The organism is Streptomyces sp. NPDC002144 (assembly GCF_053593695.1).
The window spans coordinates 20,039-46,356 of record NZ_JBSFDB010000042.1 but is presented as its reverse complement, the minus strand read 5'-3'; the positions used below and the strand labels follow the sequence as shown (position 1 = coordinate 46,356).

Genomic DNA, 26,318 nt, shown 5'->3' with positions numbered 1-26,318 from the left:
CCCGAGGGCTCCCGGCCGTCCGCCGTTCCCGCGGTCGGTGCGGCGCTACTGCGGGGCGCCGCCGCTATCACTACGGCCAGGCCCTTACGACCAGGTGGCGACCACGTACCCGACCCCGTACGGCGCGTCCTCGTACAGCAGCGCACCTGTGAGGTCCGCACCCTCGGCGGCGCCCGCGAGGACCTGCCAGGCGGCCCGGCCCGACGCCTTCAGCTCGTACGCCAGCCCGGCGTCCAACGCCTCGAGGGCCGCCACGTCGGCCGCGCCCAGGGCACGTGCGACCTCCGCGTCGAAGGGGGCCGCCCGCTCGTCGAGGTAGCCGGGTGCCTTGAGCGTGCGGCAGGCGCTGGCGTCGCCCATCACCAGCAGTGCCACCCGCTCGGCCCGGGCGGCGATGTCCCTTCCGACTTGAATACACCGCTCGGCCTCGAGAGGTTCCCCCACGCCGAGTCCTTCGATCGGGGCGTCGGCCCATCCGGTCCGTTGCAGCAGCCAGGCGGCGACGGCGAGGGAGGGCGGAAGGTCGCGCTCGGCGGCGATTCCCTTGTCCGCGCCCAGCCGGACACCGACGTCCACGCCGAAGCCACGGAAGGAGCCCGGCGTGCCCTCCGGGTGCGTACCGCGACCGCTCTGCTCCGCGGGGCCGACCACCACCAGCAGGTCGGGCCGGGACGCGGCGAGCACCCCGAGCGCGTCCGCGCACGCGGTCCGGGCACCGTCCAGTTCCGGGGCGGCACCCGCGGCCACCTCGGGCACGAGAAGAGGCGGACAGGGACAGACGGCGGCGGCGACAAGCATGATCGGCAGCCTACTTCCAGGCCCAGGGCCAGGACTCCGGGTGAGTACTCCACGCGAGTTCGGCGAGCCGGTACATCACGCGGTGCGTCGTCATCGCGCCTTCGACGTTCACGTAGTAGGCGTCTCCCTCACCGATCCGGTAGACCTGCCGGCGTTTCTGCCGCAGGCCGACCCCCGGACGGTGGGTGCAGGCGATCTCGTACAGACGGGCCCGGGCCTCGTCCCGAGAGCCCTCGAAGTGCGCCACCTCGTCGACGTCGTTCTGGTTGCCGATACTGCGGTCGACGACCACCACCCAGCGCCCCATGCCCCACCCTCTCCCCTGCGTACAAGGCGCCGCTCAGTGCGCCGCGCAGCCCCCCGTGACCACCGGCAGCGGCTCCGGGGCGCCGATCTTCGGGAGGCCCAGCATCACGCCCGCCGGCTTCGTGGTCTCCGCCGCGTTGCGCTTCTCCCACGCGTCACCCGCGCGCGTGCGGCGCACATCGAGGACGGCGCCCTCGGCGAGGAGGTGGTGCGGGGCGGCGTACGTGATCTCGACGGTGACGACGTCTCCGGGGCGGACCTCCTGGTCGGGCTTGGTGAAGTGGACCAGGCGGTTGTCGGGGGCGCGGCCGGAGAGGCGGTGGGTGGCGCCGTCCTTGCGGCCCTCGCCCTCGGCGACCATCAGCTCCAGGGTGCGGCCGACCTGCTTCTTGTTCTCCTCCCAGGAGATCTCCTCCTGGAGGGCGACGAGCCGCTCGTAACGCGCCTGGACGACCTCCTTGGGGATCTGGCCGTCCATGGTCGCCGCCGGGGTGCCGGGGCGCTTGGAGTACTGGAAGGTGAAGGCCTGCGCGAAGCGCGCCTCGCGGACCACGTGCAGGGTCTGCTCGAAGTCCTCCTCGGTCTCGCCGGGGAAGCCCACGATGATGTCGGTGGTGATCGCCGCGTGCGGAATCGCGGCCCGCACCTTCTCGATGATCCCGAGGTAGCGCTCCTGCCGGTAGGAGCGGCGCATCGCCTTCAGGACGGTGTCCGAGCCGGACTGCAGAGGCATGTGCAGCTGCGGCATCACGTTCGGCGTCTCGGCCATCGCCGCGATCACGTCGTCGGTGAAGTCGCGGGGGTGCGGCGAGGTGAAGCGGACGCGCTCCAGGCCGTCGATCGTGCCGCAGGCCCGGAGCAGCTTGCTGAACGCCTCACGGTCGCCGATGTCGGAGCCGTAAGCGTTGACGTTCTGTCCGAGGAGGGTGATCTCGGAGACGCCCTCGGCGACCAGCGCCTCGATCTCGGCGAGGATGTCACCGGTGCGGCGGTCCTTCTCCTTGCCGCGCAGTGCCGGGACGATGCAGAAGGTGCAGGTGTTGTTGCAGCCGACGGAGATGGAGACCCAGGCCGCGTAGGCGCTCTCGCGCCGGGTCGGCAGCGTGGACGGGAACGCCTCCAGGGACTCGGCGATCTCGACCTGCGCCTCCTCCTGCACGCGCGCGCGTTCCAGCAGCACCGGCAGCTTGCCGATGTTGTGCGTGCCGAAGACGACGTCCACCCAGGGCGCCTTCTTCACGATGGTGTCCTGGTCCTTCTGCGCCAGACAGCCGCCGACCGCGATCTGCATGCCGGGCCGCGAGGCCTTCTTCGGGGCGAGCCGGCCGAGGTTGCCGTACAGCCGGTTGTCGGCGTTCTCCCGCACGGCGCAGGTGTTGAAGACGACGACGTCCGCGTCGCCGTCGGAACCCTCGGGGGCGCGCACATAGCCCGCCTCCTCCAGCAGCCCGGACAATCGCTCGGAATCGTGGACGTTCATCTGGCACCCGTAGGTACGCACTTCGTAGGTCTTGGGTCCCTGGACGTCCACTGCGAGGCTCCGGTCGCTGCTGCTGGTCATGCGTCAAGGGTAGGCGCTCCCGTGAACCCCCCGTCCCGGGATTCTCCCGGGGCCCCGTCCGGCACCCAGCCCTGCCGCCGCAGCACGCCCGACACGTCCGGCGCCTCGTAGTGCTCGCCCTTGAGGACCTTGCCGTCGGCGCGGCGGGCGACGCGGCCGTCGGGGCCCAGCTTGGTCATGTTGGAGCGGTGGATCTCCGCGATGACGGCGTCGAGGTCGATGCCGTGGACGAGGGCGGTGCCGTACGCCACGTACACGACGTCGGCCAGTTCGTGCGCGAGCCGGTCGAGGGGGCCGGTCACCGAGACCTCGGCGACCTCCGCGGCCTCCTCGGCGAGCAGTTCCCGCCGGTGGGCGGCGAGCCGGGGCGGGACCTCGGTGGGCGTGGTGCGGGCGTCGAGCCCGACGGCGAGGTGGAACGCACGGACCAGATCGGCGGGCGATGAGCTCATACGGCGACTGTATCGGCCGCCACTGACAGCGCTCCCGTGCGTTCCGCCCTGGTCAGCACCGCGCGCGGGCTGGCAGGATCGCCCGCATGTCCCAAGTGCTCGCCCGGATCGGCAGGCGTCGGGCCCTGCAGGGCGCGGCCGTCGGCTTCGTCGTGTTCGGCCTGCTGCTGTGGTGGCTGCTGCCGCTGGGCGAGAATCCGCCGAGCGGCACCATCAGCTTCAGCACCGGAACGCCGGCGGGGGTGTACCAGCAGTACGGCGTACGCCTGCGGAACGCCTTCCACAAGGACATGCCGGACCTGACGGTGGACCTGCGGACCAGCGACGGCTCGCAGGAGAACGTCCGGCGGGTGGCGACCGGCGGCGCCGACTTCACCATCGCGGCGGCCGACGCCGTGGACACGTACGAACTCGGCCATCGGACCGGTTACGACCGGCTGCGCGGGGTCGCTCGCCTGTACGACGACTATGTGCAGCTGATCGTCCCGCGCGACTCCACCGTGCGGTCCGTCGCGGACCTTCGGGGCAAGCGGGTGGCCATAGGGCCGGCCCGTTCCGGTGTACGGCTGATAGCGGACCGGGTGCTGAAGGCGGCCGGCCTCGACCCGCAGAAGGACGTCGAGCCGTCCGCCGACGGCATCGACACCGGCCCGGATCAGCTGAAACGCAACGAGATCGACGCGTTCTTCTGGTCGGGCGGACTGCCCACGCAGGGGCTGGAGACACTGGCGGAGCGCTTCACCTTCCGGTTCGTTCCGATCCCCGCCGATCTCGTCGCCAAACTGCACGAACAGGGCGGCGCCACCCGCTACTACCGCGCCACCAACATGCCGGAGTCGGCCTACCCGAGCATCCAGAACGGTGTCGCCGTACCGACGATCGCGGTGTCCAACATCCTGATCACACGGGCGGACGTCAGCCCCCGGCTCACCGAGTGGGTGACCCGTACGGTAATCAAGAGCCGCGACGACATCGGCGGGCATGTGCACTCCGCGCAGCTCGTGGACCTGCGCACCGCGATCTACACCGATCCGCTGGCCCTGCACGAGGGCGCCAAGCGCTACTACCGCTCGGTCAAGCCGTAGGGCGGGTGCGCGGCACGGAGACCGTCACCGTCAGCCCGTGCGGCTCGTGGTGGGCGTACGAGATGGTGCCGCCGCCCGCCGCGAGCAGGGTGCGGGAGATGGACAGGCCGAGTCCGGAGCCCTTGATGTTCTGGTGGCGGCCGCTGCGCCAGAAGCGGTCGCCGACGCGGGCGAGTTCCTCGTCGGTCAGTCCCGGGCCGTGGTCGCTGACGACGACGGTGGACCTGTCGCCGTCGGTCGCGACCCGCACCTGGACGCACTGGTCCTCCGGCGTGAACTTGACCGCGTTGTCGATCACCGCGTCCAGCGCGCTGGAGAGGGTGACCGGATCGGCCCAGGCGGTGGTCGGCGGGCAGTCGCCCACCAGCCGTACGCCCTTGGCCTCGGCGGTCGGGGTCCACGCGGCGACGCGCTCGGCGGTCAGCGCGCCGATGTCGGTGGTCCTGAGGTCGGCCTCGGTGTGCTCGGCCAGGGCGAGGTCGAGCAGGTCGTCGAGCACCTCGGCCAGGCGCTTGCCCTCGGTGCGGACCGATGCGATCTCCTCGTTGTCCTCCGGTAGTTCGAGCGCGAGCAGTTCGATCCGCAGCAGCAGCGCCGAGAGCGGGTTGCGCAGCTGGTGCGAGGCGTCGGCGACGAAGGCCCGCTGCTGCTCCAGCACGTCCTCGACGTTGTCCGCCATCTCGTTGAACGCACGGGCCAGGCGCCGAAGTTCCGGCGGACCGCCGGCGGCCGCGACCCGGGACTTGAGCCGGCCGCTGGCGATGGCGTGGGTGGTGGCGTCGAGGACCCGTACGGGCCGGAGCACCCAGCCGGTCAGCCGCAGCGCGGCACCGACCGCGAGCAGCATCGCGGCGATCTCGCCGAGGCCGATGACCAGCCAGCCGTGCAGGATGCGTGAACGCATCTGTCCGGTGGGCGAGTCGGTGACGACGACCGCGACGACGTCACCGTCCCGGATCACGGGCGAGGCGACCACAAGACGTCCCCGTTGCCAGGGCCACACCTGCTTCGGGTCATGGCTGCGGCGGCTGAGTTTCGCCTCGTCGAACGCGTCGCGCACCACTCCGTCATGGGGCAGGAAGAAGCTCGCCGGCGCCTGGGCCATGGGGATGTCGGTACGGCAGAAGACCCCCGCCCGGATGCCGTAGACGTCGTGATAGCTGGTCAGTTCACTGCTCAGGGTCTCCAGGCGCTCGTCCGTGGACGTACGGGTCGAGCTGCAGGCGTCGGTGACGAACTGGGCGAGGGAGGCGAAGCGCGCGGTGTCGTCGATCCGGTCGACGACCACCTTCTGCTGCTGCGCCGCGGCCACGCTCACCCCGAGCGGGATGCCGAGCGCGAGCAGCACGGCCGCCATCAGGACGATGAGCAGCGGAAGAAGACGTGTACGCACGCGTGGCCGTTACGAGGCCGGGGCGACGAGCCGGTAGCCGACGCCGCGGACCGTCTCGATCAGGGCCGGCATGCGCAGCTTGGCGCGCAGGGAGGCGACGTGCACCTCCAGGGTGCGTCCGGTCCCCTCCCAACTGGTGCGCCAGACCTCGCTGATGATCTGCTCCCGACGGAAGACGACCCCGGGGCGCTGCGCGAGCAGGGCGAGCAGATCGAACTCCTTGCGGGTCAGTTGGACGACCGAACCGTCCACGGTGACCTGGCGGGTGGGCAGTTCGATGAGCACGGGACCCAGGCGCAGCGCGCTGTCCTCACCGTGCGCGGCGTCCTCGTGGGCGGTGCGCCGGCTGACGGCGTGGATGCGGGCGAGCAACTCCCCGGTGTCGTACGGCTTGACCACGTAGTCGTCGGCGCCGAGGTTGAGGCCGTGGATGCGGGAGCGGACGTCGGAGCGCGCCGTGACCATGATCACCGGAGTGCTGGTGCGCTTGCGGATCTTGCCGCAGACCTCGTATCCGTCCTGGTCGGGCAGGCCCAGGTCGAGCAGGACGACACCGAAGCCGTCGCCCTCCGGTACGAGCGCCTGAAGAGCCTCCTCGCCGCTGCGCGCGTGGGTGACGTCGAAACCGTGCCGTGCCAGAACCGCTGAGAGAGCGGCGGCGACATGGTTGTCGTCCTCGACGAGGAGCAGTCTCATCCGGGCCCCCTTCGGTTCATCGGCCGTACGTTCAGGATGGGTAAAAACGCGGTCCACACGCGCGTGCGCACCCAGCAGTCACGCTGATGGACGCAGACGGAGTCAAGCGGGTTCCTGTCGCCCGCCGCTTCCGTTATCCGGCCGATACAGCTGAGCGGACAACTGCTACGACCCGTGTCCGATTGCTATCGGATCGTGATGCTCAGATCTCCCTCAGATGTAATGACGCTGGTCGCGGCCGCTCACTACTGTCCTCCGAAACCGAGGAGGACGGAGCCCGATAGCGATGACCGAAGTATCGGTGGCCAAGGAAGATGCTGTGCCCCAGGCCGGCGAACTGGTCGTCCTGAAGAGCGTCAACAAGCACTTCGGCGCGTTGCACGTACTCCAGGACATCGACCTGACGATCGCCCGCGGCGAGGTCGTCGTGGTGATCGGACCCTCCGGGTCCGGCAAGTCCACCCTGTGCCGCACCATCAACCGCCTGGAGACCGTCGACTCGGGCGCGATCACCATCGACGGCAAGCCGCTGCCCCAGGAGGGCAAGGAGTTGGCCCGGCTCCGCGCCGACGTCGGGATGGTCTTCCAGTCCTTCAACCTCTTCGCGCACAAGACCGTGCTCGAGAACGTGATGCTGGGCCAGATCAAGGTGCGCAAGGCCGACAAGAAGCAGGCCGAGGAGAAGGCGCGCGCGCTGCTCGACCGGGTCGGTGTGGGCACCCAGGCCGACAAGTACCCCGCTCAGCTCTCCGGCGGCCAGCAGCAGCGCGTCGCCATCGCCCGCGCCCTGGCCATGGACCCCAAGGTCATGCTCTTCGACGAGCCGACCTCGGCCCTCGACCCCGAGATGATCAACGAGGTCCTCGAGGTCATGCAGCAGCTCGCCCGGGACGGCATGACCATGATCGTCGTCACCCATGAAATGGGCTTCGCGCGATCGGCCGCGAATCGCGTGGTGTTCATGGCGGACGGCCGGATCGTCGAAGAGGCCACCCCCGACCAGTTCTTCAGCAACCCGCGCAGCGACCGCGCCAAGGACTTCCTGTCGAAGATCCTCCACCACTGACACGCGCCGGCTCCGCCGTCGGCGCTCCCTCTCTTCTCACCAGCCAAAGGATGTTCACCATGCAGCTCCGCAAGGTCACCGCCGCCTCGGCCGCCGTCCTCGCCCTCGCCGTGGCCGCCACGGCGTGCGGGTCGAGCGACAAGAACGACAGTGGTTCCTCGGGCGGCGGAGGCAAGATCAAGGTCGGCATCAAGTTCGACCAGCCGGGCATCGGCCTGAAGGAGCCGAGCGGCTCCTTCTCCGGCTTCGACGTGGACGTGGCGACCTACGTGGCGGGCAAACTCGGCTACAAGCCCGGCCAGATCGAGTGGGTCGAGACCAAGAGCGCCGACCGTGAGAACGCGCTGGCCCGCGGCGACGTCAAGTTCATCGCGGCCAGCTACTCCATCAACGACGAGCGCAAGCAGAAGGTCGACTTCGCCGGCCCCTACCTGCTGGCCCACCAGGACCTGCTGGTCAAGAAGGACTCGGACATCTCCAAGGCCACGGACCTCAACGGCAAGAAGCTGTGTTCCGTGACCGGTTCCACCTCGGCGCAGAACGTCCAGAAGACGATCGCCCCGAAGGCCAACCTCAAGGAGTACAGCGGCTACTCGGAGTGCATCGCCGCCCTGCAGAGCGGTGCCGTGGACGCGGTGACCACCGACGACTCGATCCTCGCGGGCTTCGCCTCGCAGGACAAGTACAAGGGTCAGTTCAAGCTCGCCGGGCTCAAGCTCAGCAACGAGAACTACGGCGTCGGTGTGAAGAAGGGTGACAGCGCGACCCTCAAGAAGATCAACGACGCCCTGACCACCATGGTCAGCGACGGCTCCTGGCAGAAGGCGGTCGACAAGAACTTCGGCCCGGCCGGTTACAAGAACGAGCCGGCGCCGAAGATCGGCCAGATCGTCAAGTAGCCGGATCGTCAAGCAAGGCAGGGCCCAGCTCTCCAGGGTTCCCCGGGCGCGCCGCCGTACCTCGCGATCACGGCGGCGGCGCGCCACGCCCTTCTCGTACGCCACACACCCGGAAGCGCGGGAGATCGTGTTCGACTTTCTTCAAGGTTATGACGTCCTCGGGGCGTTCTGGATGACGGTGAAGCTGACCGCACTCTCCGCCGTCGGTTCCCTGGTCTGGGGCACCCTGCTGGCCGCGATGCGGGTCAGCCCGGTCCCGCTGATGCGCGGATTCGGCACCGTCTACGTCAACATCGTCCGGAACATCCCGCTGACGGTCATCATCCTGTTCACCTCACTCGGCCTCGCCGACATCTTCGGCGTGAACATGGGAGCCTCCGACTTCAAGGTGCAGGGCTTCCGGCTGGCCGTGCTCGGCCTCATCGCCTACACGGCGGCCTTCGTCTGCGAGGCGCTGCGCTCCGGCATCAACACCGTGCCCCTGGGGCAGGCCGAGGCGGCCCGCGCCATCGGGCTGAGCTTCAGCCAGACCCTGCGGCTCGTCGTGCTGCCGCAGGCGTTCCGTGCGGTCATCGGCCCGCTGGCCAACGTGCTGATCGCCCTGACGAAGAACACGACCGTGGCCGCCGCAATCGGGGTCGCCGAGGCCGCCTATCTGATGAAGTCGATGATCGAGAACGAGGCCCAGACGCTGCTCATCGGCGCGGTCTTCGCCTTCGGTTTCGTGGTGCTGACCCTTCCCACCGGGCTCATCCTGGGCTGGCTGGGCAAGCGACTGGCGGTGAAGCGATGAGTTCGGTCCTGTACGACACACCCGGCCCCAGGGCCAGGAAACGCAACGCCCTGCTCTCGGTCGTCTTCGTCGTTCTGCTCGCCCTGGTGGCATGGTTCGTCTGGCTGAAGCTGGACGACAAGGGCCAGCTGAAGTGGTCCCTGTGGCAGCCCTTCACCACGTCCGAGGCGTGGAGCACGTATCTGCTGCCGGGTCTGGGCAACACGCTGAAGGCCGCCGCACTCGCCATGGTCATCGCGCTTCCGCTGGGCGCGGTCTTCGGTATCGCACGGATGTCCGACCACCGGTGGGTGCGGGTCCCGGCCGGGGTGGTGGTCGAGTTCTTCCGCTCGATCCCGGTCCTGCTGCTGATGCTGTTCGCCAACGAGTTCTACGCCCGCTCCACCGGCGTGACCAGCGAGGACCGCCCGCTGTACGCGGTCGTCACCGGTCTGGTGCTCTACAACGCCTCGGTGCTCGCCGAGGTCGTGCGCGCCGGCATCCTCGCCCTGCCCAGGGGGCAGACGGAGGCCGCGTACGCGATCGGCCTGCGCAAGGGCCAGACGATGACCGGCATCCTGCTCCCGCAGGCGGTCACGGCCATGCTGCCGGCCATCGTCAGCCAGCTGGTCGTCATCGTGAAGGACACCGCGCTGGGCGGCGTGATGATCGGTTTCCCCGAGCTGCTCAACACGCGCAGCACCCTGGCTGCCAACTACGCCAACGTGATCCAGAGCTTCGTCGTGGTGGCGATCATCTTCATCGTCGTCAACTTCGTCCTCACCAGCTTCGCGAGCTGGCTGGAGCGCCGGCTGCGGCGCAGCAAGCGGAGCACGGGCGCGGTCCTCGGCGCCGAGGACATGGAGGAACTCAACCCCGCGGCGGTCGGCGGTACCTTCGGGGCCGGGGGCGGCGGCACCATCTGATGATCAGTCAACTCGGCTGATCCACACCGAGGCAGTGGCTTGATCGCCACTGCCTCGGTCACTTGACGCAAACACCGCCAATGGGTTGCATACGTTCTGTGATCGTGCACCCTGCTCCAACTTCCTGTTCACATATGTCCCTCAGGACACCGTCGCGGGCAGGGGGCGCCGCGCCGTGGACCCGGTGATCATCGTCGGTGCGGGGCCCGTCGGGCTCACGCTCGCCCTGGCGCTGGCCCGTCAGGAAGTGCCCTCCGTCGTGCTGGACGAGGGTCCCGGCAAGGACGAGCCGCGTCCCGCGCGCACGGTGGTGCTACGCGAGGACACCGCCGCCCTGATCGAGCGGCTGACCGGCCTGCCGGTGGAGGAGGCCGGACTGCGCTGGGCCGGATGGCGGTCGCTGCGGCGCAAGCAGGTGATGCGTGAGATCGCGTTCGGCGACGACGAGCCCGCTCCGCTGCACATCGCCCAGCACGTCCTGACCGGCGCCCTGCGCGAGGCCCTGGCCGGCGAGCGTCTCGCCAGGATCGCCGTCGACAGCCGTCTCGACTCCGTCGAGCAGGAGCCCTCCGGAGTCACCGCCCACACCCGCGGCCCGCAGGGCACCTGGTGGCGCGGCAGCTACCTGGTCGGCTGCGACGGCCCGCGCTCCACCGTGCGCAAACTCCAGGACATCCGCTTCCCCGGCCGTACGGCGGTCGAGCGACACGCCGTGGCCGCCCTGCGGGTGGAACTTCCGTGGGACGGTGAGGCGTTGCTCCATCGGATGCCGCCGTGGCGGACGGCCGGGCCCTCGGGCGGGGAGGTCACCGGGCGACCGCTGCCGGACGGGGTGTGGCGCCTGGACTGGCTGCTGCCGCCGGGCAAGGACCTGGTCACACCCGAGCTGCTGCTGGCCCGCGTCCGGGAGACCCTCGCCGGCTGGACGGGGGGCTCCACACCGCCGTACGACCTGCTCGACACCGGCGTCCACACCGTCCACCACCGGCTGGCGCGCCGATGGAGGGTCGGCCGGGTGTTCCTCGCCGGGGACGCGGCGCACCTGCTGGGCGCGCTGGGTACCCAGGGGCTCGACGAGGGGCTCAGGGACGCCGACAACCTCGCCTGGAAGCTGGCGCTGGCCTGGCACCAGGGGCCGCACGAGGCGCTGCTGGACAGCTACCAGGCGGAGCGGCGCGGCGCGGTCGCCGCCCGGCTGCGCGCCGCCGACCAGGTGCTGCCCCTGCTGCGCGGCGGTGGCGGGCTGCGCGCGTACGTGCCCGGCGCTGCCCGGGGCGCCGAAGCGCTGCTCACGGACGGTCACCTGGGGCGCGGGACGCTCGGCACGCCGGGGGCGTACGCCTCCTCGCCGCTCGCGCCCCGGCACCTCGAGGGCGAGGTGCCGGTGGCCACCGCTCCCGGGGCGCCGGTCGCCGATGTGCTGGTGACCGCGGAGGACGGCTCCTTCGTCGGGCTGCGGGAGCGCCTCGGACGCGGCGCTCTGCTCGTCGTCCTGGTCGCGCCGGGTACGGGGGTGTGGGACCGCAAGCACTGGGTGACCGCCGGGATCATGCCCCGGCTGGCGGCCGCCGTGACCGCGCTGCCCCATCCGGCCGAACTGCTGGTCGCCGAGAGCTACCCGGGCGCCCCCGCGCACACCGTGCTCCTGGTACGGCCCGACGGTCACCTCGTGACGGCGCTGGGCGGGGTTCGTCCGGCCGACCTGTACGCGGCGGCGGAGGCGACGCTGGGCAACCCGGCGAAGACGGAGGCCGAGGCGGGCGCGGGGGCGCGTTGAGGCGGACGGGGAGCGCGGAGGGGCGTCGTGGGATGTGGCGCGGGAACCGGGTCGAGAGGTCTGTGTCGCAGGGTCTGCGGCGCTCTCGTACGCACGTACGCCATACACGCGGTCACTGTGCGGTCCACATAGTGACAGTGAGTTGACCGGTCTGCACCGACATGGTGTACTCCGCATCGTGACCGACACCTGTGTGCGCCTGTGGCGGAGGGTCCATCTGGACCTCGTCCGCTACCCGGGCTGCCTGTGTCGCGAGTCCTGCTGAATTCGCATCCTCTTCCTCACCCGCGTGCGCCGCTTCCGTGCTGTCGCGCGCGCTCCGCGAACGCTCTTCAGGACGGTGTCACGTGTCTGTCTCCCCCTCCGCGCCCACGACGGCTCCCACGGCCTCCACGCCGACGCAGGCCGACCTCCTCGACTTCGTACGGCGCACGGCCGCCGACGCCGAGCTCATCGCCTCGCTCCCGCTCGATCCCGAGGGCCGCACCTGGGTACGGCTGGAGGGTCCCGGCGGCAGCGAGGCCTGGCTGATCGGCTGGCCGCCCGGCACGGGCACCGGCTGGCACGACCACGCCGAGTCCGTCGGCGCCTTCATCACGGCCTCCGGCGAGCTGAAGGAGAACTCACTCGCCGCGCGGCTGCCCGCCGACGGCTGGAAGACCCTCGAACTGACCGACGGGGTGGACCGGGAGCGGCGGTTGCCCGCCGGCAAGGGGCGCGCCTTCGGTCGTCACCACGTCCACGAGGTGCTGAACGAGTCCACCGACCAGCACGCCGTCTCCGTCCACGCCTACTACCCCCCGCTCCCGCAGATCCGCCGGTACAGCCGCGTGGGCCAGGTCCTGCGCCTGGAGCAGGTCGAGCGTCCGGAGGACTGGCAGTGACGGACACGGTGGCGGGGCCGTCGCGCAGTGCGGGCGAACGGCCCCTGGGCATCGACGAGTTGCTGGAGCGGGTGCGCGCGGGGTTCGACCGGGTCGAGCCGAGGGAGGCGTACGAGGGTGCCCTCGCCGGTGAGGTGCTGCTGGTGGACATCCGGTACGCGGCCCTGCGCGAGCGCGACGGGCTGATCCCCGGTGCCCTCGTCGTCGAGCGCAACGAGCTGGAGTGGCGCCTCGACCCGCGGGGCAGTCACCGTGTCCCCGAGGCCACGGGCCACGATCTGCGGGTCGTGGTGATCTGCAACGAGGGGTACGCGTCGAGCCTCGCGGCCGCGTCACTCCACCAGTTGGGGCTGCGCCGGGCGACCGATCTGGTCGGTGGCTTCCAGGCGTGGAAGGCGACGGGTTTGCCGGTGGCGTCGTGGGCGGCACTCGACGCCGAGCGCTAGAACCCCTCGTCCTCGAGGAACTCCGCGTCCTCCCCCTCCTCCTCCAGCGCGCGTCGGACCACCCGCAGGGCCATTCCCTCGGGATAGCCCTTGCGGGCGAGCATGCCCGCGAGACGGCGCAGCCGCTTGTCACGGTCGAGACCGCGCGTGGAGCGCAGCTTGCGGGCGACGAGTTCCCGCGCCGTCTCCTCCTCCTGCTCGGAGTCGAGCTGGGCGACGGCCGCGTCGATCAGCGTGGAGTCGACGCCCTTGGTCCGCAGTTCCTGGGCGAGCGCCCGCCGGGCCAGCCCCCTGCCGTGGTGCCGGGACTCCACCCAGGCCTCCGCGAACGCGCTGTCGTTGATCAGCCCGACCTCCTCGAACCGGGACAGCACCTCCTCGGCGGCCTCGTCCGGGATCTCCCGCTTGCGCAGGGCGTCCGCGAGCTGCTTGCGCGTGCGCGGGGTCCCGGTGAGCAGGCGCAGGCAGATCGCCCTCGCCCGCTCCTCCGGGTCCGCCGGTGGCTCCTCCCGCTCGGCCCTCGACGAGAAGGAGGAGCCACCGTCCTCACCGGCCGGCTCACCGCGGCGCCGCTGCCGACGCCCACGGGAGCCGCCCGTTGTACGGGCCCCGCCACGGGCCCCGTCGTGCCGGCGCGTGCCGCCACCGGACGCGCCCGGGCCCCGCGGCCCACCGTCGTCCGGCCACTGCCCGCCGGGCTCGTCACCGAACGGCCCCGCGGTGTCGTACGGCCCCCCGTGGCCGTACGACACCGCGCGGCCGTGTCCCCCGTCCGCGCCGTCCGCGTACGCCTCGCCATCCGGACCGGCGAAACCCCCGTCACCCGCCCCGCCCCGCCCACGCGGAGCGTCCGGGTAGGCGTACTCGGACCAGTCGGTTCGCCGCGTCATGGATCAGCTCTTGGCAGCCGGGGCCTTGGTCTTGGCCGCCTTGGCCGCCGGAGCGGACACGGTCTTCGCCGCGTCGTCCGCGGAGGCGGTGGCGGAGACGGCGGTGGCGTCCGCGCCCGGCTCGGCCGTCGGCTCCTCCGGCCGCACACCCACGCCCAGCTTCTCCTTGATCTTCTTCTCGATCTCGTTGGCCAGGTCGGGGTTGTCCTTCAGGAAGTTGCGCGCGTTCTCCTTGCCCTGGCCGAGCTGGTCGCCCTCGTACGTGTACCAGGCGCCGGCCTTGCGGACGAAGCCGTGCTCCACGCCCATGTCGATCAGACCGCCCTCGCGGCTGATGCCCTGGCCGTAGAGGATGTCGAACTCGGCCTGCTTGAAGGGCGGCGCGACCTTGTTCTTGACGACCTTGCAGCGGGTGCGGTTGCCGACCGCCTCCGTGCCGTCCTTCAGGGTCTCGATGCGGCGGATGTCGATGCGCACCGAGGCGTAGAACTTCAGCGCCCGGCCACCGGTGGTGGTCTCCGGGGAGCCGAACATCACGCCGATCTTCTCGCGGAGCTGGTTGATGAAGATGGCGGTGGTCTTGGACTGGTTGAGCGCGCTGGTGATCTTCCGCAGGGCCTGGCTCATCAGACGGGCCTGCAGACCCACGTGGCTGTCGCCCATCTCGCCCTCGATCTCCGCGCGCGGGACGAGCGCGGCGACGGAGTCGATGACGATGAGGTCGAGGGCGCCGGAGCGGACCAGCATGTCCACGATCTCCAGAGCCTGCTCGCCGTTGTCCGGCTGGGAAAGGATCAGGTTGTCGATGTCGACGCCGAGCTTGCGCGCGTACTCGGGGTCGAGCGCGTGCTCCGCGTCCACGAACGCGACCTGGCCGCCCGCCTTCTGGGCGTTGGCCACCGCGTGCAGGGTCAGGGTCGTCTTGCCGGAGGACTCCGGTCCGTAGACCTCGACGACACGGCCGCGCGGCAGGCCGCCGACGCCGAGGGCCACGTCGAGCGCGGTCGACCCGGTCGGGATGACCTCGATGGGCTCCATCGACCGGTCGCCCATGCGCATGACCGCGCCCTTGCCGAATTGCCGTTCAATCTGTGCGAGTGCGGCATCCAGGGCCTTCTCGCGGTCGGTTCCTGCCATGGGTTCCACCCGATTTGCTTGAGTCGATCGCTTCACGTCAAAGACGCTAACGCCTGCCACTGACAATGCGCCCCGACGCCCGTCCGGCCTGTGGATAACTCGGGTACTTATCCGTCAAAAACGTGCCGAATCACCCGTGGAGAGCCTCGCCGGAGCCTTCATAAGAATGGATGTTCGATTTTCGTGTCAAGCGCACCACGCGGCACCCCCGAGACTCTGTCAACCCACCGACAGCCCGGGCTGCTCCCGGCGGCGTACGGCGGATGCCTTCGACGGGACGACGACCGGGAGGGGGCTGTCCCGGAAGGCTCAGGGGCATGAGGACCGAGAAGAGCACCCGAGAGAGCGGCGAAGCGGCGCGGCGCCCCGCCGACGTCCCGGCACCGGCCGTACCACTCACACGGTTGCCGGGCTTGCGCCCGGTGGAGCGTCTCTGTCACGCCGTCGGGCTCCTGTTGATCCTCTCCGGCCTCGCGCATCTGCTGGTGTTCGCCGTCGACGGCGGCCCCTGGTACGGGCCCGTCTCCTGGCGCAAGCCGGTGACCTTCGGGCTGTCCTTCGGGGCGACCCTGATCGCGGTCACCTGGGTCACGTCGTATCTCCGCGTCGGACCACGCCTGCGTACCGTGCTGCTCGCCGTGTTCGCGGCCGACTGCGTCGTGGAGGTCGGCGGCATCACCCTCCAGGCCTGGCGCCGGGTGCCCTCGCACCTCGACACGGAGACGCCCTTCGACACCGCCGTGTCGATGACGCTGGCGGTGGGCGGGGGTGTCCTCGTGGTGCTGCTCACCGTGTTCGCGGCGGCCTCGTTCCGGCACCGGCCCGCGGGACCCGCCGGAATGGCGCTCGCCGTGCGTTCCGGGTTCGCGATCCTGCTCGTCGCACTCGCCTCGGGCGCCGCGATGATCGCGCGCGGTGTGGTGCTCACCCGTACCGGCCACCAGGAGGCGGCATACCACTCGACGGCCCCGCTCAAGCCCCTGCACGGCGTCAGCCTCCATGCCGTCCTGGTGCTGCCCGCGCTGGCCTGGCTGCTGTCCCGTACCTCATGGAGCGAGCCCAACCGGCTGCGGCTGGTGGCCGCGGCGACCGGGTGCTACGTCCTCGCCGTCATCGCCACCGGCGTATGGGCCGTCCTCACCTACTGAGCCTCGTCAGCCAGCCCGGTCGGCTCCCGCCCCCGGGAGGAGTCCTCGCCGCGCTCCCCCGCCTCGTCCCGTACCGCTCCCGTCCGCGCGGTCCACAGCTCGCGCGCGCGTGTGAGGAGGCCGGGACCCGATCCCCCTCGCCGGTGGCCCTGGACCCGGGGATCGTCGGTGACCGCGTACCGCTTCACGTACGCCCCCAGGAACGCCTGCAGCGTGGCGACCGCCGGGATGGCTATCAGGGCGCCCACCGCACCGAGGAGCGCGGTGCCGGCGATGACCGAGCCGAAGGCCAGGGCGGGATGGATGTCGACGGTCTTCGCGGTCAGCTTGGGCTGCAGCATGTAGTTCTCGAACTGCTGGTAGACGACGACGAAGATCAGCACCCACAGCGCGTACCAGGGATCGACGGTGAACGCGATCAGCATGGGCAGGGCGCCCGCGAGATACGTGCCGATGGTCGGGATGAACTGCGAGACCAGGCCCACCCAGACGCCGAGCACGGGCGCGTAGGGCACACCCAGGATCTGCAGCAGGATGTAGTGGGCTATGCCGGAGATGAGCGCCATCAGACCGCGCGAGTACAGATACCCGCCCGTCTTGTCGACGGCTATCTCCCACGCGCGGAGCACCTCGGCCTGCCGCGCGGGCGGCAGTACGGAACAGATCGCGCGCCGCAGCCGGGGGCCGTCGGCGGCGAAGTAGAACGAGAAGAGCGCGATCGTCAGCAGCTGGAAGAGGCCGCCCAGGACCTGGGCGGAGACGTTCAGGACGCCGGTGGCGCTGTGCTGCACGTAGTTGCGCAGCCAGGTGGAGCGGAGCAGACCCTGCTGGACGTCCACCCGCTTCAGGTGGGTGTGGAAGTGGGTGTTGACCCAGTTGATGACCGAGTCGAGATAGTCCGGGAAGTTCTCGACGATCTTGATGATCTGGCCCGCCAGCATCGAGCCGAGCAGGGTGACGAAGCCCGCCGCGAGGACCATCACGGCGAGGAAGACGATGCCGGTGGCGAGCCCCCGGCGCATGCCGCGCGAGGCCATCCAGCTCACCGCGGGCTCGATGGCGAGGGCCAGGAAGAACGCGATGAGGAGGTTGATGAGCAGCCCGGTGAGCTGGTGGAAGGCCCAAGTGCCCAGCTGGAAGGCGGCGTAGAGGGCGAGCACCAGCACCACGGCCCGCGGCAGCCAGCGGGGCATGGCGGCGCTCGACCTGTCACCGCCGTCGGCCGGGCGGTCGGGCGGCGTCGTGCCGAACGGGGATGCGTCCTGGGCCGTCGGCCCGGTCTCGTCAGTGGGTGCCACGCGTCAAGTCTCGCCCACCGCTGTGACAATCGGATGCCACCCTGCGATCTCCACGACCGGTCAGCGCTTCTCCCCCGGAACGTCCATGACCGCGCAGACCACGCGCCACACTTCCTTGGCCTCCCAGCCGGCGTTCAGCGCCTCGCGCACCGTGCGTCCGCCGAGCTCCGACATCACGTGGTCGCGCGCGAAGGTGTCGGCGTACTCCGGACCGAAGTGATCCGCCATCCGCTCCCAGAAGACCGTCAACCGCATGCCTCCAGTATCCCGCCCCTGAGGGTGGGCCTGAGCCGGGACCACTTGCCGAGACCGCTTTCCGCCCTACGGTCTGTCGCATGTCCGAAACAGGAGCTTCCCCACTCCCTGCCACGCCCCCGGCGCACTCCCCGCTCTTCCGCGCCGAGCACTTCGTCTGGCTCACCGCGCGCGTGCTCGAGCAGCGCGTCTTCGCACACCACTTCCTGAACGGAAGCGCCGACCCGGTGGAGATCGCGCTGGACGCCTACCGCAACGAGGACGGCGGGTACGGCCACGCCCTGGAGCCCGATCTGCGCGGCCCGGTCAGCCAGCCGCTGCACACTGGGCACGCGCTTCGGGTCCTGGACGCCATCGGGCGCTGCGGCGGACAGCGGGTGGAGCGCGTGTGCCGTTATCTGACCTCCGTTTCCACCAAGGACGGGGCGCTCCCGGCGATCCATCCCAGCCAGCGCGGCTACCCCGCGGCCCCGTTCATGCCGATCGTGGACGATCCGCCGAGCGAACTGCTCGCCACCGGGCCGGTGGTGGGCCTGCTGCACCGCAACGAGGTGTGGCACGCCTGGCTGTTCCGGGCCACCGACTACTGCTGGCAGGCGATCGACTCCCTGCGGGAGTCGCACCCCTACGAGATCGAGGCCGCCGTGGCCTTCCTGGACTCCGCTCCCGACCGCCCGCGCGCGGAGGCCGCAGCCGACCGTCTCGGCCGTCTGGTGCGCGAACACCGGCTCGCCGCGCTGGATCCGAGCGACCTCGCCGCGTACCCCGTGGCGCCCGGCTACGCCCCCGGCGAGCATCACTTCCCGCACGACTACGCGAGGACGCCGAGCTCACTGGCGCGCGCGTGGTTCACCGACGACGAGATGGCACGCTCCCTGGACTTCCTCGCCGACGCCCAGCAGGAGGACGGCGGCTGGCCGGTCCGCTGGCGCCAGTGGGCGCCGGGCACCGCCCTGGAGGCACGCCCCATGGTGACGATCGAGGCACTGCGCACCCTCAGGGCGCACGGTCGCGTCATCGGCTGACCCGGCCGGCTTCACCCACCCATGGCCCGCACACCGGCGGTGACGATCACGGCCGCCGCCACGACGAGCAGGAAGGGCGCCCGCAGCACCAACGCGACTGCGGCCGCCGCGATCCCCGCCAGCCGCGCGTCGAGAACCAGACGGTGCCCGTCGGCGAACGTCTGCTGGGCGGTCAGCGCGGCCAGGAGAGCCACCGGCAACAGCGCGGCCAACCTCCGCACGAGCGGGCGCTCCAGGGTGCCCGCGGGCACGAGCAGGCCGATGAGCTTGACGGCGTAACAACCGAGCGCGGTGGCGCCGATCGCGATCCAGGTGTTCAACGGCTCTCCTCTTCCGCGTGGTCGTCATGGGCGGCGTCGCGTGGAGTTCCCTTGCGCCGTCCCTCCAGGAAGAGCACGGCAGGGGCGGCGAGCGCGGCCACCAGGACGGGTGCGCCGGCGGGCAGTACCGGCAGCAGGCCGAGCCCCAGCAGGACGGCGAGGCCCGCGACGGCACGCTCGGTGGTTGTCCTGAGCATCGGCGCGAGCAGCGCCAGGAACACGGCGGGCCCGGCGGCGTCGAGTCCCCACGCGTCCGTGTCCCCGATGGCCTGGGCACCGAGTGCGCCGAGCAGAGTGGTCAGGTTCCACAGCAGGTACAGGCTCAGCCCGGTGACCGTGAACCCGATCCGGGCACTGCGCCGCGTCGGCTGCGCGAGCGCCACGGCGGTCGTCTCGTCGATGACCCACTGGGCGGCGAACGGCCGTACCGCGCGCGGGAGGGCCAGCAACTGCGAGAGACGCAGCCCGTAGAAGGCGTTGCGGACTCCCAGGAAAAATGCGCCGGCGGCGGCCGTGAGCGGGTTGCCACCCGCCGCGAGCGCGCCCACGAGCGCGAACTGGGACGCCCCGGTGAACACCAGGAGGCTGAGCACACAGGCCTGCAACACCGTGACCCCGCTGCCGGCCGCGGTCACCCCGAAGGCGAAGCCGGACAGTCCTACGGCGACGCCGACTCCGAGGGCGTCCCGGACGACGGCGGCGTCGGGCTTGTCCTCGCCCCGTATGTCTGCGAAAGCTGTCTGTTCTGCCACCCCTCCGACGGTACGAGCAGCCCACGCGGAGCGTCTTGTACGTTCTTGCGCTCCCGCTGGTAGGCCCCCGGAGGGACCCCCACGATCCGGGCGAAGTGCCTGTTCAGATGCGGTTGATCGGTGAATCCCACGGCGACGGCCGCCTCCGAGGGCGGCGTACCGGCGTCCAGCAGCCGCCGCGCCCTCCGCACCCGGGCGTCGGTCAGCCAGGCGTGGGGCGGCATCCCGTACGCGTCCCGGAACGCCCGCAGCAGCGCGAACGGACTGGTCCCGAGATCAGCCGCGAGCCCCTCCAGGGTCGGCGGCCCGGCCATCCGCTCCTCCAGCACGGCCCGCGCGCGTGAGGCGATCCGGCCGCCCGCCGTCCGCACCACCCGCTGCGGCAGGTGACCGCCGTTGAGCCGCAGCAACCTGGTCACGGCCACCCTCAACAGGGTGTCGGCGGCCAACGCGTTCCCTTCGTCGACGGCCCGCAGCACCTGGTGCACCAGCCCTACGGCATAGGGGTCGTCGAGCACCGGACTGACGAACCCCGGAGTCCCGCGCAGGGTCGTGGTCTCGGCGGCGATCTCCGCGACCACCTCCGGCGACGGATAGACGGCGCCGTACCGCCACCCCTCCGGCACCCCGGCCCGTCCGGTGTGCGGTGTGTCGGGATTGACCAGGGCGAGTGTCCCCGCGCCCGCGTACTGATCGGCCCCGCGGTGGTTGAAGACCTCGACCCCGTCCGCGATGGCCGCGATCACGAAGTGCTCGTGGGTGTGCCGCACGAACGCCTTGCGGATGTACCGGGCCCGCAGCAGGTCGACTCCCGGCAACTCCGCATACCGCCAGTGCCGTGCCACCTCACTGCCCGAACCCGCCACACCCCCATTCTCGGCGAGACCGACGAGGCCTGGCGAACCCATTACGCCCGCGACGGCCCGCGACGAGCCTGGAAGACCCGCGACACGAGCCTGGAGGACCCGCGACCGCCGCGACGACCCTGGACGACCCGCTGCGGCCCGCCCAGCCGGGGTCCCAGCACCGGGCCCCGACCACACGGCCACACCGCGAGAACCCCCGAGAACGGAGCACACCGCGAGGCCCCCGACCGACGGGACCACACCGCGAGGCTCCCGATCGCCACAGCCCCCGACCGCTCGTGGGCCGTACCGCCACAGCCCAGCCGCCCTGGGCCACACCGCCACACGACGGGAATCACGGTCACATCCCACACCCCACACCCCGACCGCCCACGGCCACACCACCCCGCCCCCGACCACCCGCCGACCGCCGACCGCCGACGGAGACGGCCCCCCACCCACCACCCCCGCGGCGCGAACCCGCAGGTCAGCGCCATTGTCAGTGGCCGGGTGCAGGATGGACGCATGGTCAGCTCCGCACACCGAGCCCTGGACGGCTTCTCCCCCGCGACCCGCGGCTGGTTCACGGGGGCCTTCTCCGCGCCCACCGCGGCCCAGGCGGGCGCGTGGAACGCCATCAGAGAGGGCTCGGACGTGCTGGTGGTCGCCCCCACCGGTTCCGGCAAGACCCTCGCCGCGTTTCTCGCCGCCCTGGACCAGCTGGCCTCGACGCCCCCGCCGGCGGACCCGAGGAAGCGCTGCCGGGTGCTGTACGTGTCGCCCCTGAAGGCCCTCGCGGTCGACGTGGAGCGCAACCTCCGCAGCCCACTGACCGGCATCCGCCAGGAGTCCGTCCGGCTGGGCCTGCCCGAGCCCGAGGTCAAGGTCGGCATCCGCTCCGGCGACACCCCGCCCGCGGAGCGCCGTGCCCTGTCCACCCGCCCGCCGGACATCCTGATCACCACCCCGGAGTCCCTGTTCCTGATGCTGACGTCGGCGACCCGCGACGCGCTGACCGGCATCGAGACGGTGATCCTCGACGAGGTGCACGCGGTGGCCGGCACCAAGCGCGGCGCCCATCTCGCCCTCTCCCTGGAGCGCCTCGACGAGCTCCTGCCGAAGCCGGCCCGCCGCATCGGCCTCTCGGCGACCGTCCGCCCGGTCGACGAGGTCGCCCGGTACCTCTCGCCGCACCGCAAGGTGGAGATCGTCCAGCCGAAGTCCGGCAAGGAGTTCGACCTCTCGGTGGTCGTCCCCGTGGAGGACCTCGGCGAGCTGGGCGGCTCCCCGGTCGCCGACGGCTCGGAAGGCCAGGAGCGCCCCTCCATCTGGCCGCATGTCGAGGAGCGGATCACCGACCTGGTCCAGGCCCACCGCTCGACGATCGTGTTCGCGAACTCCCGCCGTCTCGCCGAACGCCTGTGCAACCGGCTCAACGAGATCGCGTACGAGCGGGCGACCGGCGAACCCCTGGACGAGCACCACGCTCCGGCCGAACTGATGGGCGGCTCGGGCGCGGCCCAGGGCGCCCCGCCGGTCATCGCGCGCGCCCACCACGGCTCGGTCTCCAAGGAGCAGCGGGCCCTGGTCGAGGAGGACCTCAAGGCGGGCCGCCTCCCTGCCGTGGTGGCGACCTCCAGCCTCGAACTCGGCATCGACATGGGCGCGGTCGACCTCGTCGTCCAGGTCGAATCGCCCCCCTCAGTGGCCTCCGGCCTCCAGCGCGTGGGACGGGCGGGCCACCAGGTCGGCGCCGTCTCCACGGGCGTGGTCTTCCCGAAGTACCGCGGCGACCTCGTCCAGGCGGCCGTGGTCACCGAGCGCATGCGCACCGGTTCCATCGAGTCCCTGAAGGTCCCCGCCAACCCCCTGGACGTCCTGGCCCAGCAGTTGGTGGCCATGACCGCCCTGGACACCTGGCAGGTCGACGACCTGCTCGCCACGGTCCGCCGGGCGGCCCCCTTCGCCTCGCTCCCGGAGTCGGCCTTCACGGCGACCCTGGACATGCTCGCCGGCCGCTACCCGTCGGACGCGTTCGCCGAGCTGCGCCCGCGTGTGGTCTGGGACCGTGTCACCGGCACGGTCACCGGCCGCCCCGGTGCCCAGCGCCTCGCCGTCACCTCCGGGGGCACGATCCCGGACCGCGGGCTGTTCGGTGTCTTCCTCGCCGGGTCCGACCCGAAGAAGGGCGGCGGCCGGGTCGGTGAGCTGGACGAGGAGATGGTCTACGAGTCCCGGGTGGGCGACGTCTTCACGCTGGGCACCAGCTCCTGGCGCATCGAGGACATCACGCGCGACCGCGTCCTGGTCTCCCCCGCGCCGGGAGTGCCGGGCCGTCTCCCCTTCTGGAAGGGCGACCAGCTCGGCCGGCCGCTCGAACTGGGCCGGGCGGTGGGCCAGTTCCTGCGCGAGGTGGGTTCGCTGCCCAAGGAGGACGCCCGGCTGCGCCTCCTCGCGGCGGGCCTGGACGCCTGGGCCGCCGACAACGTCCTGTCGTACCTGGACGAGCAGCGCGAGGCCTGCGGCCATGTCCCGGACGACCGGACGATCGTCGTCGAGCGCTTCCGTGACGAGCTGGGTGACTGGCGGGTCGTCGTCCACTCCCCCTTCGGCGCCCAGGTCCACGCCCCGTGGGCGCTCGCCCTCGGCGCCAAGCTCTCCGAGCGCTACGGCATGGACGCCCAGGTGATGCACGCCGACGACGGCATCGTGCTGCGCCTGCCGGACGCCGATCTGATGGGCCTGGACCTGCTCGACCAGGAGCCGATGAAGGCGGGCACGGAGTACGACGCGGAACAGGCACCGGTCGGCGCGGCGGACGTCGTCTTCGACAAGGGCGAGGTCGACCAGATCGTCACCGATCAGGTGGGCGGCTCGGCCCTGTTCGCCTCCCGCTTCCGCGAGTGCGCCGCCCGTGCGCTGCTTCTGCCCAAGCGCAACCCCGGCAAGCGCACCCCGCTGTGGCAGCAGCGCCAGCGTGCCGCCCAACTGCTGGAGGTCGCCAGCGAGTTCGGCTCGTTCCCGATCGTCCTGGAGGCCGTCCGCGAGTGCCTGCAGGACGTCTTCGACGTCCCCGGTCTCGTGGAGCTGATGGGCGACCTGGAGTCCCGCAAGGTGCGCCTGGTCGAGGTCACCACTCCCGAGCCGTCCCCCTTCGCCCGCTCGCTCCTGTTCGGGTACGTGGCCCAGTTCCTCTACGAGGGGGACTCTCCGCTCGCCGAGCGCCGCGCCGCCGCCCTGTCGCTGGACTCACGGCTGCTGGCCGAGCTGCTGGGCCAGGCGGAGCTGCGCGAGCTCCTCGACGCCGAGGTGCTGGCCGAGCTGGAGCGGGAGCTGCAATGGCTCACCGAGGACCGGCGGGTGAAGGACGCCGAGGCCGTCGCCGACGTCCTGCGCCTCCTCGGTCCGCTGACCGACGCCGAGCTGGCCGAGCGCGGGGCGGAGCCGCAGTGGGCCCAGGAGCTGGCCGGCACCCGCCGCGTGATCCGGGTGCGTATCGGCGGCGGCGAGCACTGGGCGGCGATCGAGGACGCGGGCCGGCTGCGCGACGCGCTCGGCACGGCCCTGCCGGTCGGTGTGCCGGAAGCCTTCATGGAACCGGTCAAGGACCCGCTGGGCGATCTCCTCGCCCGCTACGCCCGCACTCACGGCCCCTTCACGTCGGCCACGGCCGCGGCCCGTTTCGGCCTGGGCGTGGCGGTCACGGAAGGCGCCCTGCAGCGGCTCGCCGCCAGCGGCCGTGTCGTACAGGGCGAGTTCCATCCGGCGGGCATCGGCCAGGAGTGGTGTGACGCGGCCGTGCTGCGCAGGCTGCGCCGCCGCTCCCTGGCTGCCCTTCGCCACGAACTCGAACCGGTGGCACCGCAGGCCCTCGCCCAGTTCCTCCCGCAGTGGCAGCACATCGGCAAGGGACACGCGCTACGCGGCATCGACGGACTGGTGCGGGCGGTCGAGCAGTTGCAGGGCGCGTCCGTGCCCGCCTCGGCCCTGGAGAAGCTGGTCCTGCCGTCCCGCGTCACCAACTACACCCCGGCGATGCTGGACGAGCTCACCGCGGCCGGAGAGATCGTCTGGGCCGGCGCGGGCGCCCTGCCGGGCAAGGACGGCTGGGTCTCCCTCTACCTGGCCGACGCGGCCCCTCTGCTCCTGCCCCCGCCGCACCCCCTGGAGCTGACGGCGCTGCACGAATCCGTCCTGACCGCCCTCTCCGGCGGCTACGGCCTGTTCTTCCGCCAGATCGCCGACCAGGTCCGCGCAACCACCCACCCCGACGTCACCGATCCCCAACTGGCCGACGCCGTCTGGGACCTGGCCTGGTCGGGCCGGCTGACGAACGACACCCTCACCCCCATGCGGTCCCTGCTCGGATCGGGCCGCACCGCGGGCTCGACGGCCCACCGCGCCAAGCGAGCGGTCCCGCGCGGCCGCTACGGCTCCCTCACGGCGGCCGCCCGTCCCGCCTCCCGCAGCGGCCCGCCCACGGTCGCCGGCCGCTGGTCCCTGCTCCCGTCCCGCGAGGCCGACACGACGGTCCGCGCGCACGCGCTCGCCCGCACCCTCCTCGACCGGCACGGCGTGGTCACCCGGGGGGCCGTCGCCGCCGAGGGCGTCGAGGGTGGCTTCTCGGCGACGTACCGCATCCTGTCGGCGTTCGAGGAGAGCGGGCAGGCACGGCGCGGCTATGTGGTGGAGGGACTCGGCGCCGCCCAGTTCGCGATGGACGGCGCGGTGGACCGCCTCCGCGCGGTGTCCAACGCCCGCGACCGGGGCGAAGCCCTGCCCCAGCCGCCCACCGACGGCATCCCGGGAGACAGCGCCTTCGGCTCCCCCCACGCCTTCACCCCGCCGGGCGACCGCGCGGCCGACGGTGACACCCCGCTCGGCCACACCCCCTACGGCGCCGACTTCCCCGACTCCTTCGACTGGGCGGACGCCTTCGACAACGCGGACGGCAGCGCCCCGAGCGGAGACCGGACGGACGCAGGCCGTCCCGGCCTCGAGGACGACTTCGGCGTCCCGCGCACCCCGTCGAGGGACGAATACGTCTCCCCACGCGACTTCCCCCGCGACCTCTCCTCCCCGGGAGCGGGCGGCCCGCGAGGCGGCTCAGTCTCCCCCTTCGGTTCCTACGACTCGTACGGCGCCGCCCTCCCCAACCGCCGCCGCACGCCCGACAACCGGGCCGTGGTCCTGGCCGCCGCCGACCCGGCCAACGCCTACGGCGCCGCCCTCCCCTGGCCGGAGCCCCCGACCGGCGCGGGTCACAAACCGGGCCGCAAGGCGGGCTCCCTGGTCGTGCTCGTCGACGGCGAGCTGACCCTCTACATGGAGCGCGGCGGCAAGACCCTGCTGGCCTGGCCCGCGGAACCGGACGGCACAGCGACCGACGATCCCCGGCTGCGGACGGCCGCCGAAGCCCTCGCCGCCGCCGCCCGTGCGGGCTCCCTCGGCACGGTCACGGTCGAGCGGGTGAACGGCGCCTCGGCCCTCACTTCCCCCATCGGCGCCCTCCTGGAAGGAGCGGGCTTCATCGCGACGCCCCGTGGGCTGCGGCTGCGGGCGTGACCAGCACACCGCGCCGGCCCGC

General features: G+C 71.6%; 24 protein-coding genes. 11 read left to right on the top strand and 13 right to left on the bottom strand.

Going from position 1 to position 26,318, the window contains the following annotated elements; all coding sequences use genetic code 11:
- Positions 1-84: 84 nt before the first annotated feature.
- The 4 genes from ACWCQ1_RS40490 to ACWCQ1_RS40475 are packed head-to-tail and all read right to left on the bottom strand — an operon-like array spanning position 85 to position 3,117.
- Positions 85-798 carry a class III extradiol dioxygenase subunit B-like domain-containing protein gene (locus tag ACWCQ1_RS40490; RefSeq protein ID WP_133046180.1) on the bottom strand — a complete coding sequence of 238 codons (714 nt, stop codon included), beginning with the start codon at positions 796-798 and terminating at the stop codon, positions 85-87.
- Positions 799-808: 10 nt separating this feature from the next.
- Complete coding sequence (locus ACWCQ1_RS40485; protein WP_133046181.1) at positions 809-1,105, bottom strand: hypothetical protein; 297 nt, start codon at positions 1,103-1,105, stop codon at positions 809-811.
- 33 nt (positions 1,106-1,138) lie between these two features.
- On the bottom strand, positions 1,139-2,665 hold the full coding sequence (gene miaB, locus ACWCQ1_RS40480) for a tRNA (N6-isopentenyl adenosine(37)-C2)-methylthiotransferase MiaB (protein ID WP_358606265.1): 1,527 nt from the start codon (positions 2,663-2,665) through the stop codon (positions 1,139-1,141).
- Positions 2,662-3,117: a pyrophosphohydrolase domain-containing protein gene (locus ACWCQ1_RS40475; RefSeq protein WP_133046183.1), complete on the bottom strand. Its 456-nt coding sequence runs from the start codon at positions 3,115-3,117 to the stop codon at positions 2,662-2,664. Before ACWCQ1_RS40475 ends, miaB begins: the two co-directional genes overlap by 4 nt.
- Positions 3,118-3,203: 86 nt before the next feature.
- Here ACWCQ1_RS40475 and ACWCQ1_RS40470 point away from each other — a divergent pair, with 86 nt between their 5' ends.
- Entirely contained in the window at positions 3,204-4,202 is a 999-nt protein-coding gene (locus tag ACWCQ1_RS40470; RefSeq protein WP_358606269.1) for a TAXI family TRAP transporter solute-binding subunit, read from the top strand.
- On the opposite strand, the gene ACWCQ1_RS40465 is transcribed toward ACWCQ1_RS40470, so the two are convergent.
- Together ACWCQ1_RS40465 and ACWCQ1_RS40460 are read right to left on the bottom strand one after the other, a co-directional pair.
- Positions 4,192-5,595 carry a sensor histidine kinase gene (locus tag ACWCQ1_RS40465; RefSeq protein WP_133046185.1) on the bottom strand — a complete coding sequence of 468 codons (1,404 nt, stop codon included), beginning with the start codon at positions 5,593-5,595 and terminating at the stop codon, positions 4,192-4,194. The genes ACWCQ1_RS40470 and ACWCQ1_RS40465 overlap by 11 nt on opposite strands.
- 9 nt (positions 5,596-5,604) lie before the next feature.
- A complete protein-coding gene (locus ACWCQ1_RS40460) occupies positions 5,605-6,291 on the bottom strand; it encodes a response regulator transcription factor (protein WP_208780423.1) in 687 nt (228 codons plus the stop codon).
- Between the two features lie 286 nt (positions 6,292-6,577).
- On the opposite strand from ACWCQ1_RS40460, the gene ACWCQ1_RS40455 reads away from it, so the two are divergent.
- The 7 genes from ACWCQ1_RS40455 (at position 6,578) to ACWCQ1_RS40425 (ending at position 13,061) form a co-directional block, all read left to right on the top strand.
- Positions 6,578-7,357, top strand: coding sequence for an amino acid ABC transporter ATP-binding protein (locus ACWCQ1_RS40455; protein ID WP_133046187.1), 780 nt, complete (start codon positions 6,578-6,580; stop codon positions 7,355-7,357).
- Positions 7,358-7,416: 59 nt separating this feature from the next.
- Complete coding sequence (locus ACWCQ1_RS40450) at positions 7,417-8,256, top strand: glutamate ABC transporter substrate-binding protein (protein WP_208780422.1); 840 nt, start codon at positions 7,417-7,419, stop codon at positions 8,254-8,256.
- A gap of 127 nt (positions 8,257-8,383) precedes the next feature.
- Positions 8,384-9,049 carry an amino acid ABC transporter permease gene (locus tag ACWCQ1_RS40445; protein WP_358606274.1) on the top strand — a complete coding sequence of 222 codons (666 nt, stop codon included), beginning with the start codon at positions 8,384-8,386 and terminating at the stop codon, positions 9,047-9,049.
- The gene (locus ACWCQ1_RS40440; RefSeq protein WP_358606277.1) at positions 9,046-9,954 is read left to right on the top strand and encodes an amino acid ABC transporter permease; all 909 of its coding nucleotides are present in this window, start codon (positions 9,046-9,048) and stop codon (positions 9,952-9,954) included. The genes ACWCQ1_RS40445 and ACWCQ1_RS40440 overlap by 4 nt, the downstream gene beginning before the upstream one ends.
- A 175-nt stretch (positions 9,955-10,129) precedes the next feature.
- Positions 10,130-11,731 carry an FAD-dependent monooxygenase gene (locus ACWCQ1_RS40435; protein WP_451028665.1) on the top strand — a complete coding sequence of 534 codons (1,602 nt, stop codon included), beginning with the start codon at positions 10,130-10,132 and terminating at the stop codon, positions 11,729-11,731.
- A gap of 347 nt (positions 11,732-12,078) precedes the next feature.
- Positions 12,079-12,615: a cupin domain-containing protein gene (locus ACWCQ1_RS40430; protein WP_208780418.1), complete on the top strand. Its 537-nt coding sequence runs from the start codon at positions 12,079-12,081 to the stop codon at positions 12,613-12,615.
- Positions 12,612-13,061 (top strand): rhodanese-like domain-containing protein, encoded by a 450-nt coding sequence (locus ACWCQ1_RS40425; protein ID WP_451028664.1) that lies wholly within the window; start codon positions 12,612-12,614, stop codon positions 13,059-13,061. Before ACWCQ1_RS40430 ends, ACWCQ1_RS40425 begins: the two co-directional genes overlap by 4 nt.
- On the opposite strand, the gene recX is transcribed toward ACWCQ1_RS40425, so the two are convergent.
- Positions 13,058-13,951, bottom strand: a complete 894-nt coding sequence (recX, locus tag ACWCQ1_RS40420) for a recombination regulator RecX (protein ID WP_451028663.1) — start codon at positions 13,949-13,951, stop codon at positions 13,058-13,060. The two genes, ACWCQ1_RS40425 and recX, sit on opposite strands and share 4 nt — an antisense overlap.
- Positions 13,952-13,954: 3 nt before the next feature.
- On the bottom strand, positions 13,955-15,088 hold the full coding sequence (gene recA, locus ACWCQ1_RS40415; protein ID WP_451028662.1) for a recombinase RecA: 1,134 nt from the start codon (positions 15,086-15,088) through the stop codon (positions 13,955-13,957).
- A gap of 317 nt (positions 15,089-15,405) precedes the next feature.
- Here recA and ACWCQ1_RS40410 point away from each other — a divergent pair, with 317 nt between their 5' ends.
- Positions 15,406-16,236, top strand: a complete 831-nt coding sequence (locus ACWCQ1_RS40410; protein ID WP_451028661.1) for a hypothetical protein — start codon at positions 15,406-15,408, stop codon at positions 16,234-16,236.
- On the opposite strand, the gene ACWCQ1_RS40405 is transcribed toward ACWCQ1_RS40410, so the two are convergent.
- The gene (locus tag ACWCQ1_RS40405) at positions 16,230-17,534 is read right to left on the bottom strand and encodes an AI-2E family transporter (protein ID WP_207929882.1); all 1,305 of its coding nucleotides are present in this window, start codon (positions 17,532-17,534) and stop codon (positions 16,230-16,232) included. The genes ACWCQ1_RS40410 and ACWCQ1_RS40405 overlap by 7 nt on opposite strands.
- 60 nt (positions 17,535-17,594) lie before the next feature.
- The gene (locus ACWCQ1_RS40400) at positions 17,595-17,789 is read right to left on the bottom strand and encodes a DUF3046 domain-containing protein (protein WP_451028660.1); all 195 of its coding nucleotides are present in this window, start codon (positions 17,787-17,789) and stop codon (positions 17,595-17,597) included.
- Positions 17,790-17,869: 80 nt separating this feature from the next.
- Here ACWCQ1_RS40400 and ACWCQ1_RS40395 point away from each other — a divergent pair, with 80 nt between their 5' ends.
- Positions 17,870-18,814 (top strand): hypothetical protein, encoded by a 945-nt coding sequence (locus ACWCQ1_RS40395; protein ID WP_133046196.1) that lies wholly within the window; start codon positions 17,870-17,872, stop codon positions 18,812-18,814.
- 11 nt (positions 18,815-18,825) lie between these two features.
- Here ACWCQ1_RS40395 and ACWCQ1_RS40390 read toward each other — a convergent pair whose 3' ends face one another.
- The 3 genes from ACWCQ1_RS40390 to ACWCQ1_RS40380 are packed head-to-tail and all read right to left on the bottom strand — an operon-like array spanning position 18,826 to position 20,752.
- Entirely contained in the window at positions 18,826-19,134 is a 309-nt protein-coding gene (locus ACWCQ1_RS40390; RefSeq protein WP_133046197.1) for an AzlD domain-containing protein, read from the bottom strand.
- A complete protein-coding gene (locus ACWCQ1_RS40385) occupies positions 19,131-19,886 on the bottom strand; it encodes an AzlC family ABC transporter permease (RefSeq protein WP_133046198.1) in 756 nt (251 codons plus the stop codon). The genes ACWCQ1_RS40390 and ACWCQ1_RS40385 overlap by 4 nt, the downstream gene beginning before the upstream one ends.
- Positions 19,793-20,752 (bottom strand): AraC family transcriptional regulator, encoded by a 960-nt coding sequence (locus tag ACWCQ1_RS40380; RefSeq protein ID WP_451028659.1) that lies wholly within the window; start codon positions 20,750-20,752, stop codon positions 19,793-19,795. Before ACWCQ1_RS40380 ends, ACWCQ1_RS40385 begins: the two co-directional genes overlap by 94 nt.
- Positions 20,753-21,256: 504 nt before the next feature.
- Here ACWCQ1_RS40380 and ACWCQ1_RS40375 point away from each other — a divergent pair.
- A complete protein-coding gene (locus ACWCQ1_RS40375; RefSeq protein WP_451028658.1) occupies positions 21,257-26,296 on the top strand; it encodes an ATP-dependent helicase in 5,040 nt (1,679 codons plus the stop codon).
- The last annotated feature ends 22 nt before the right edge of the window (positions 26,297-26,318 follow it).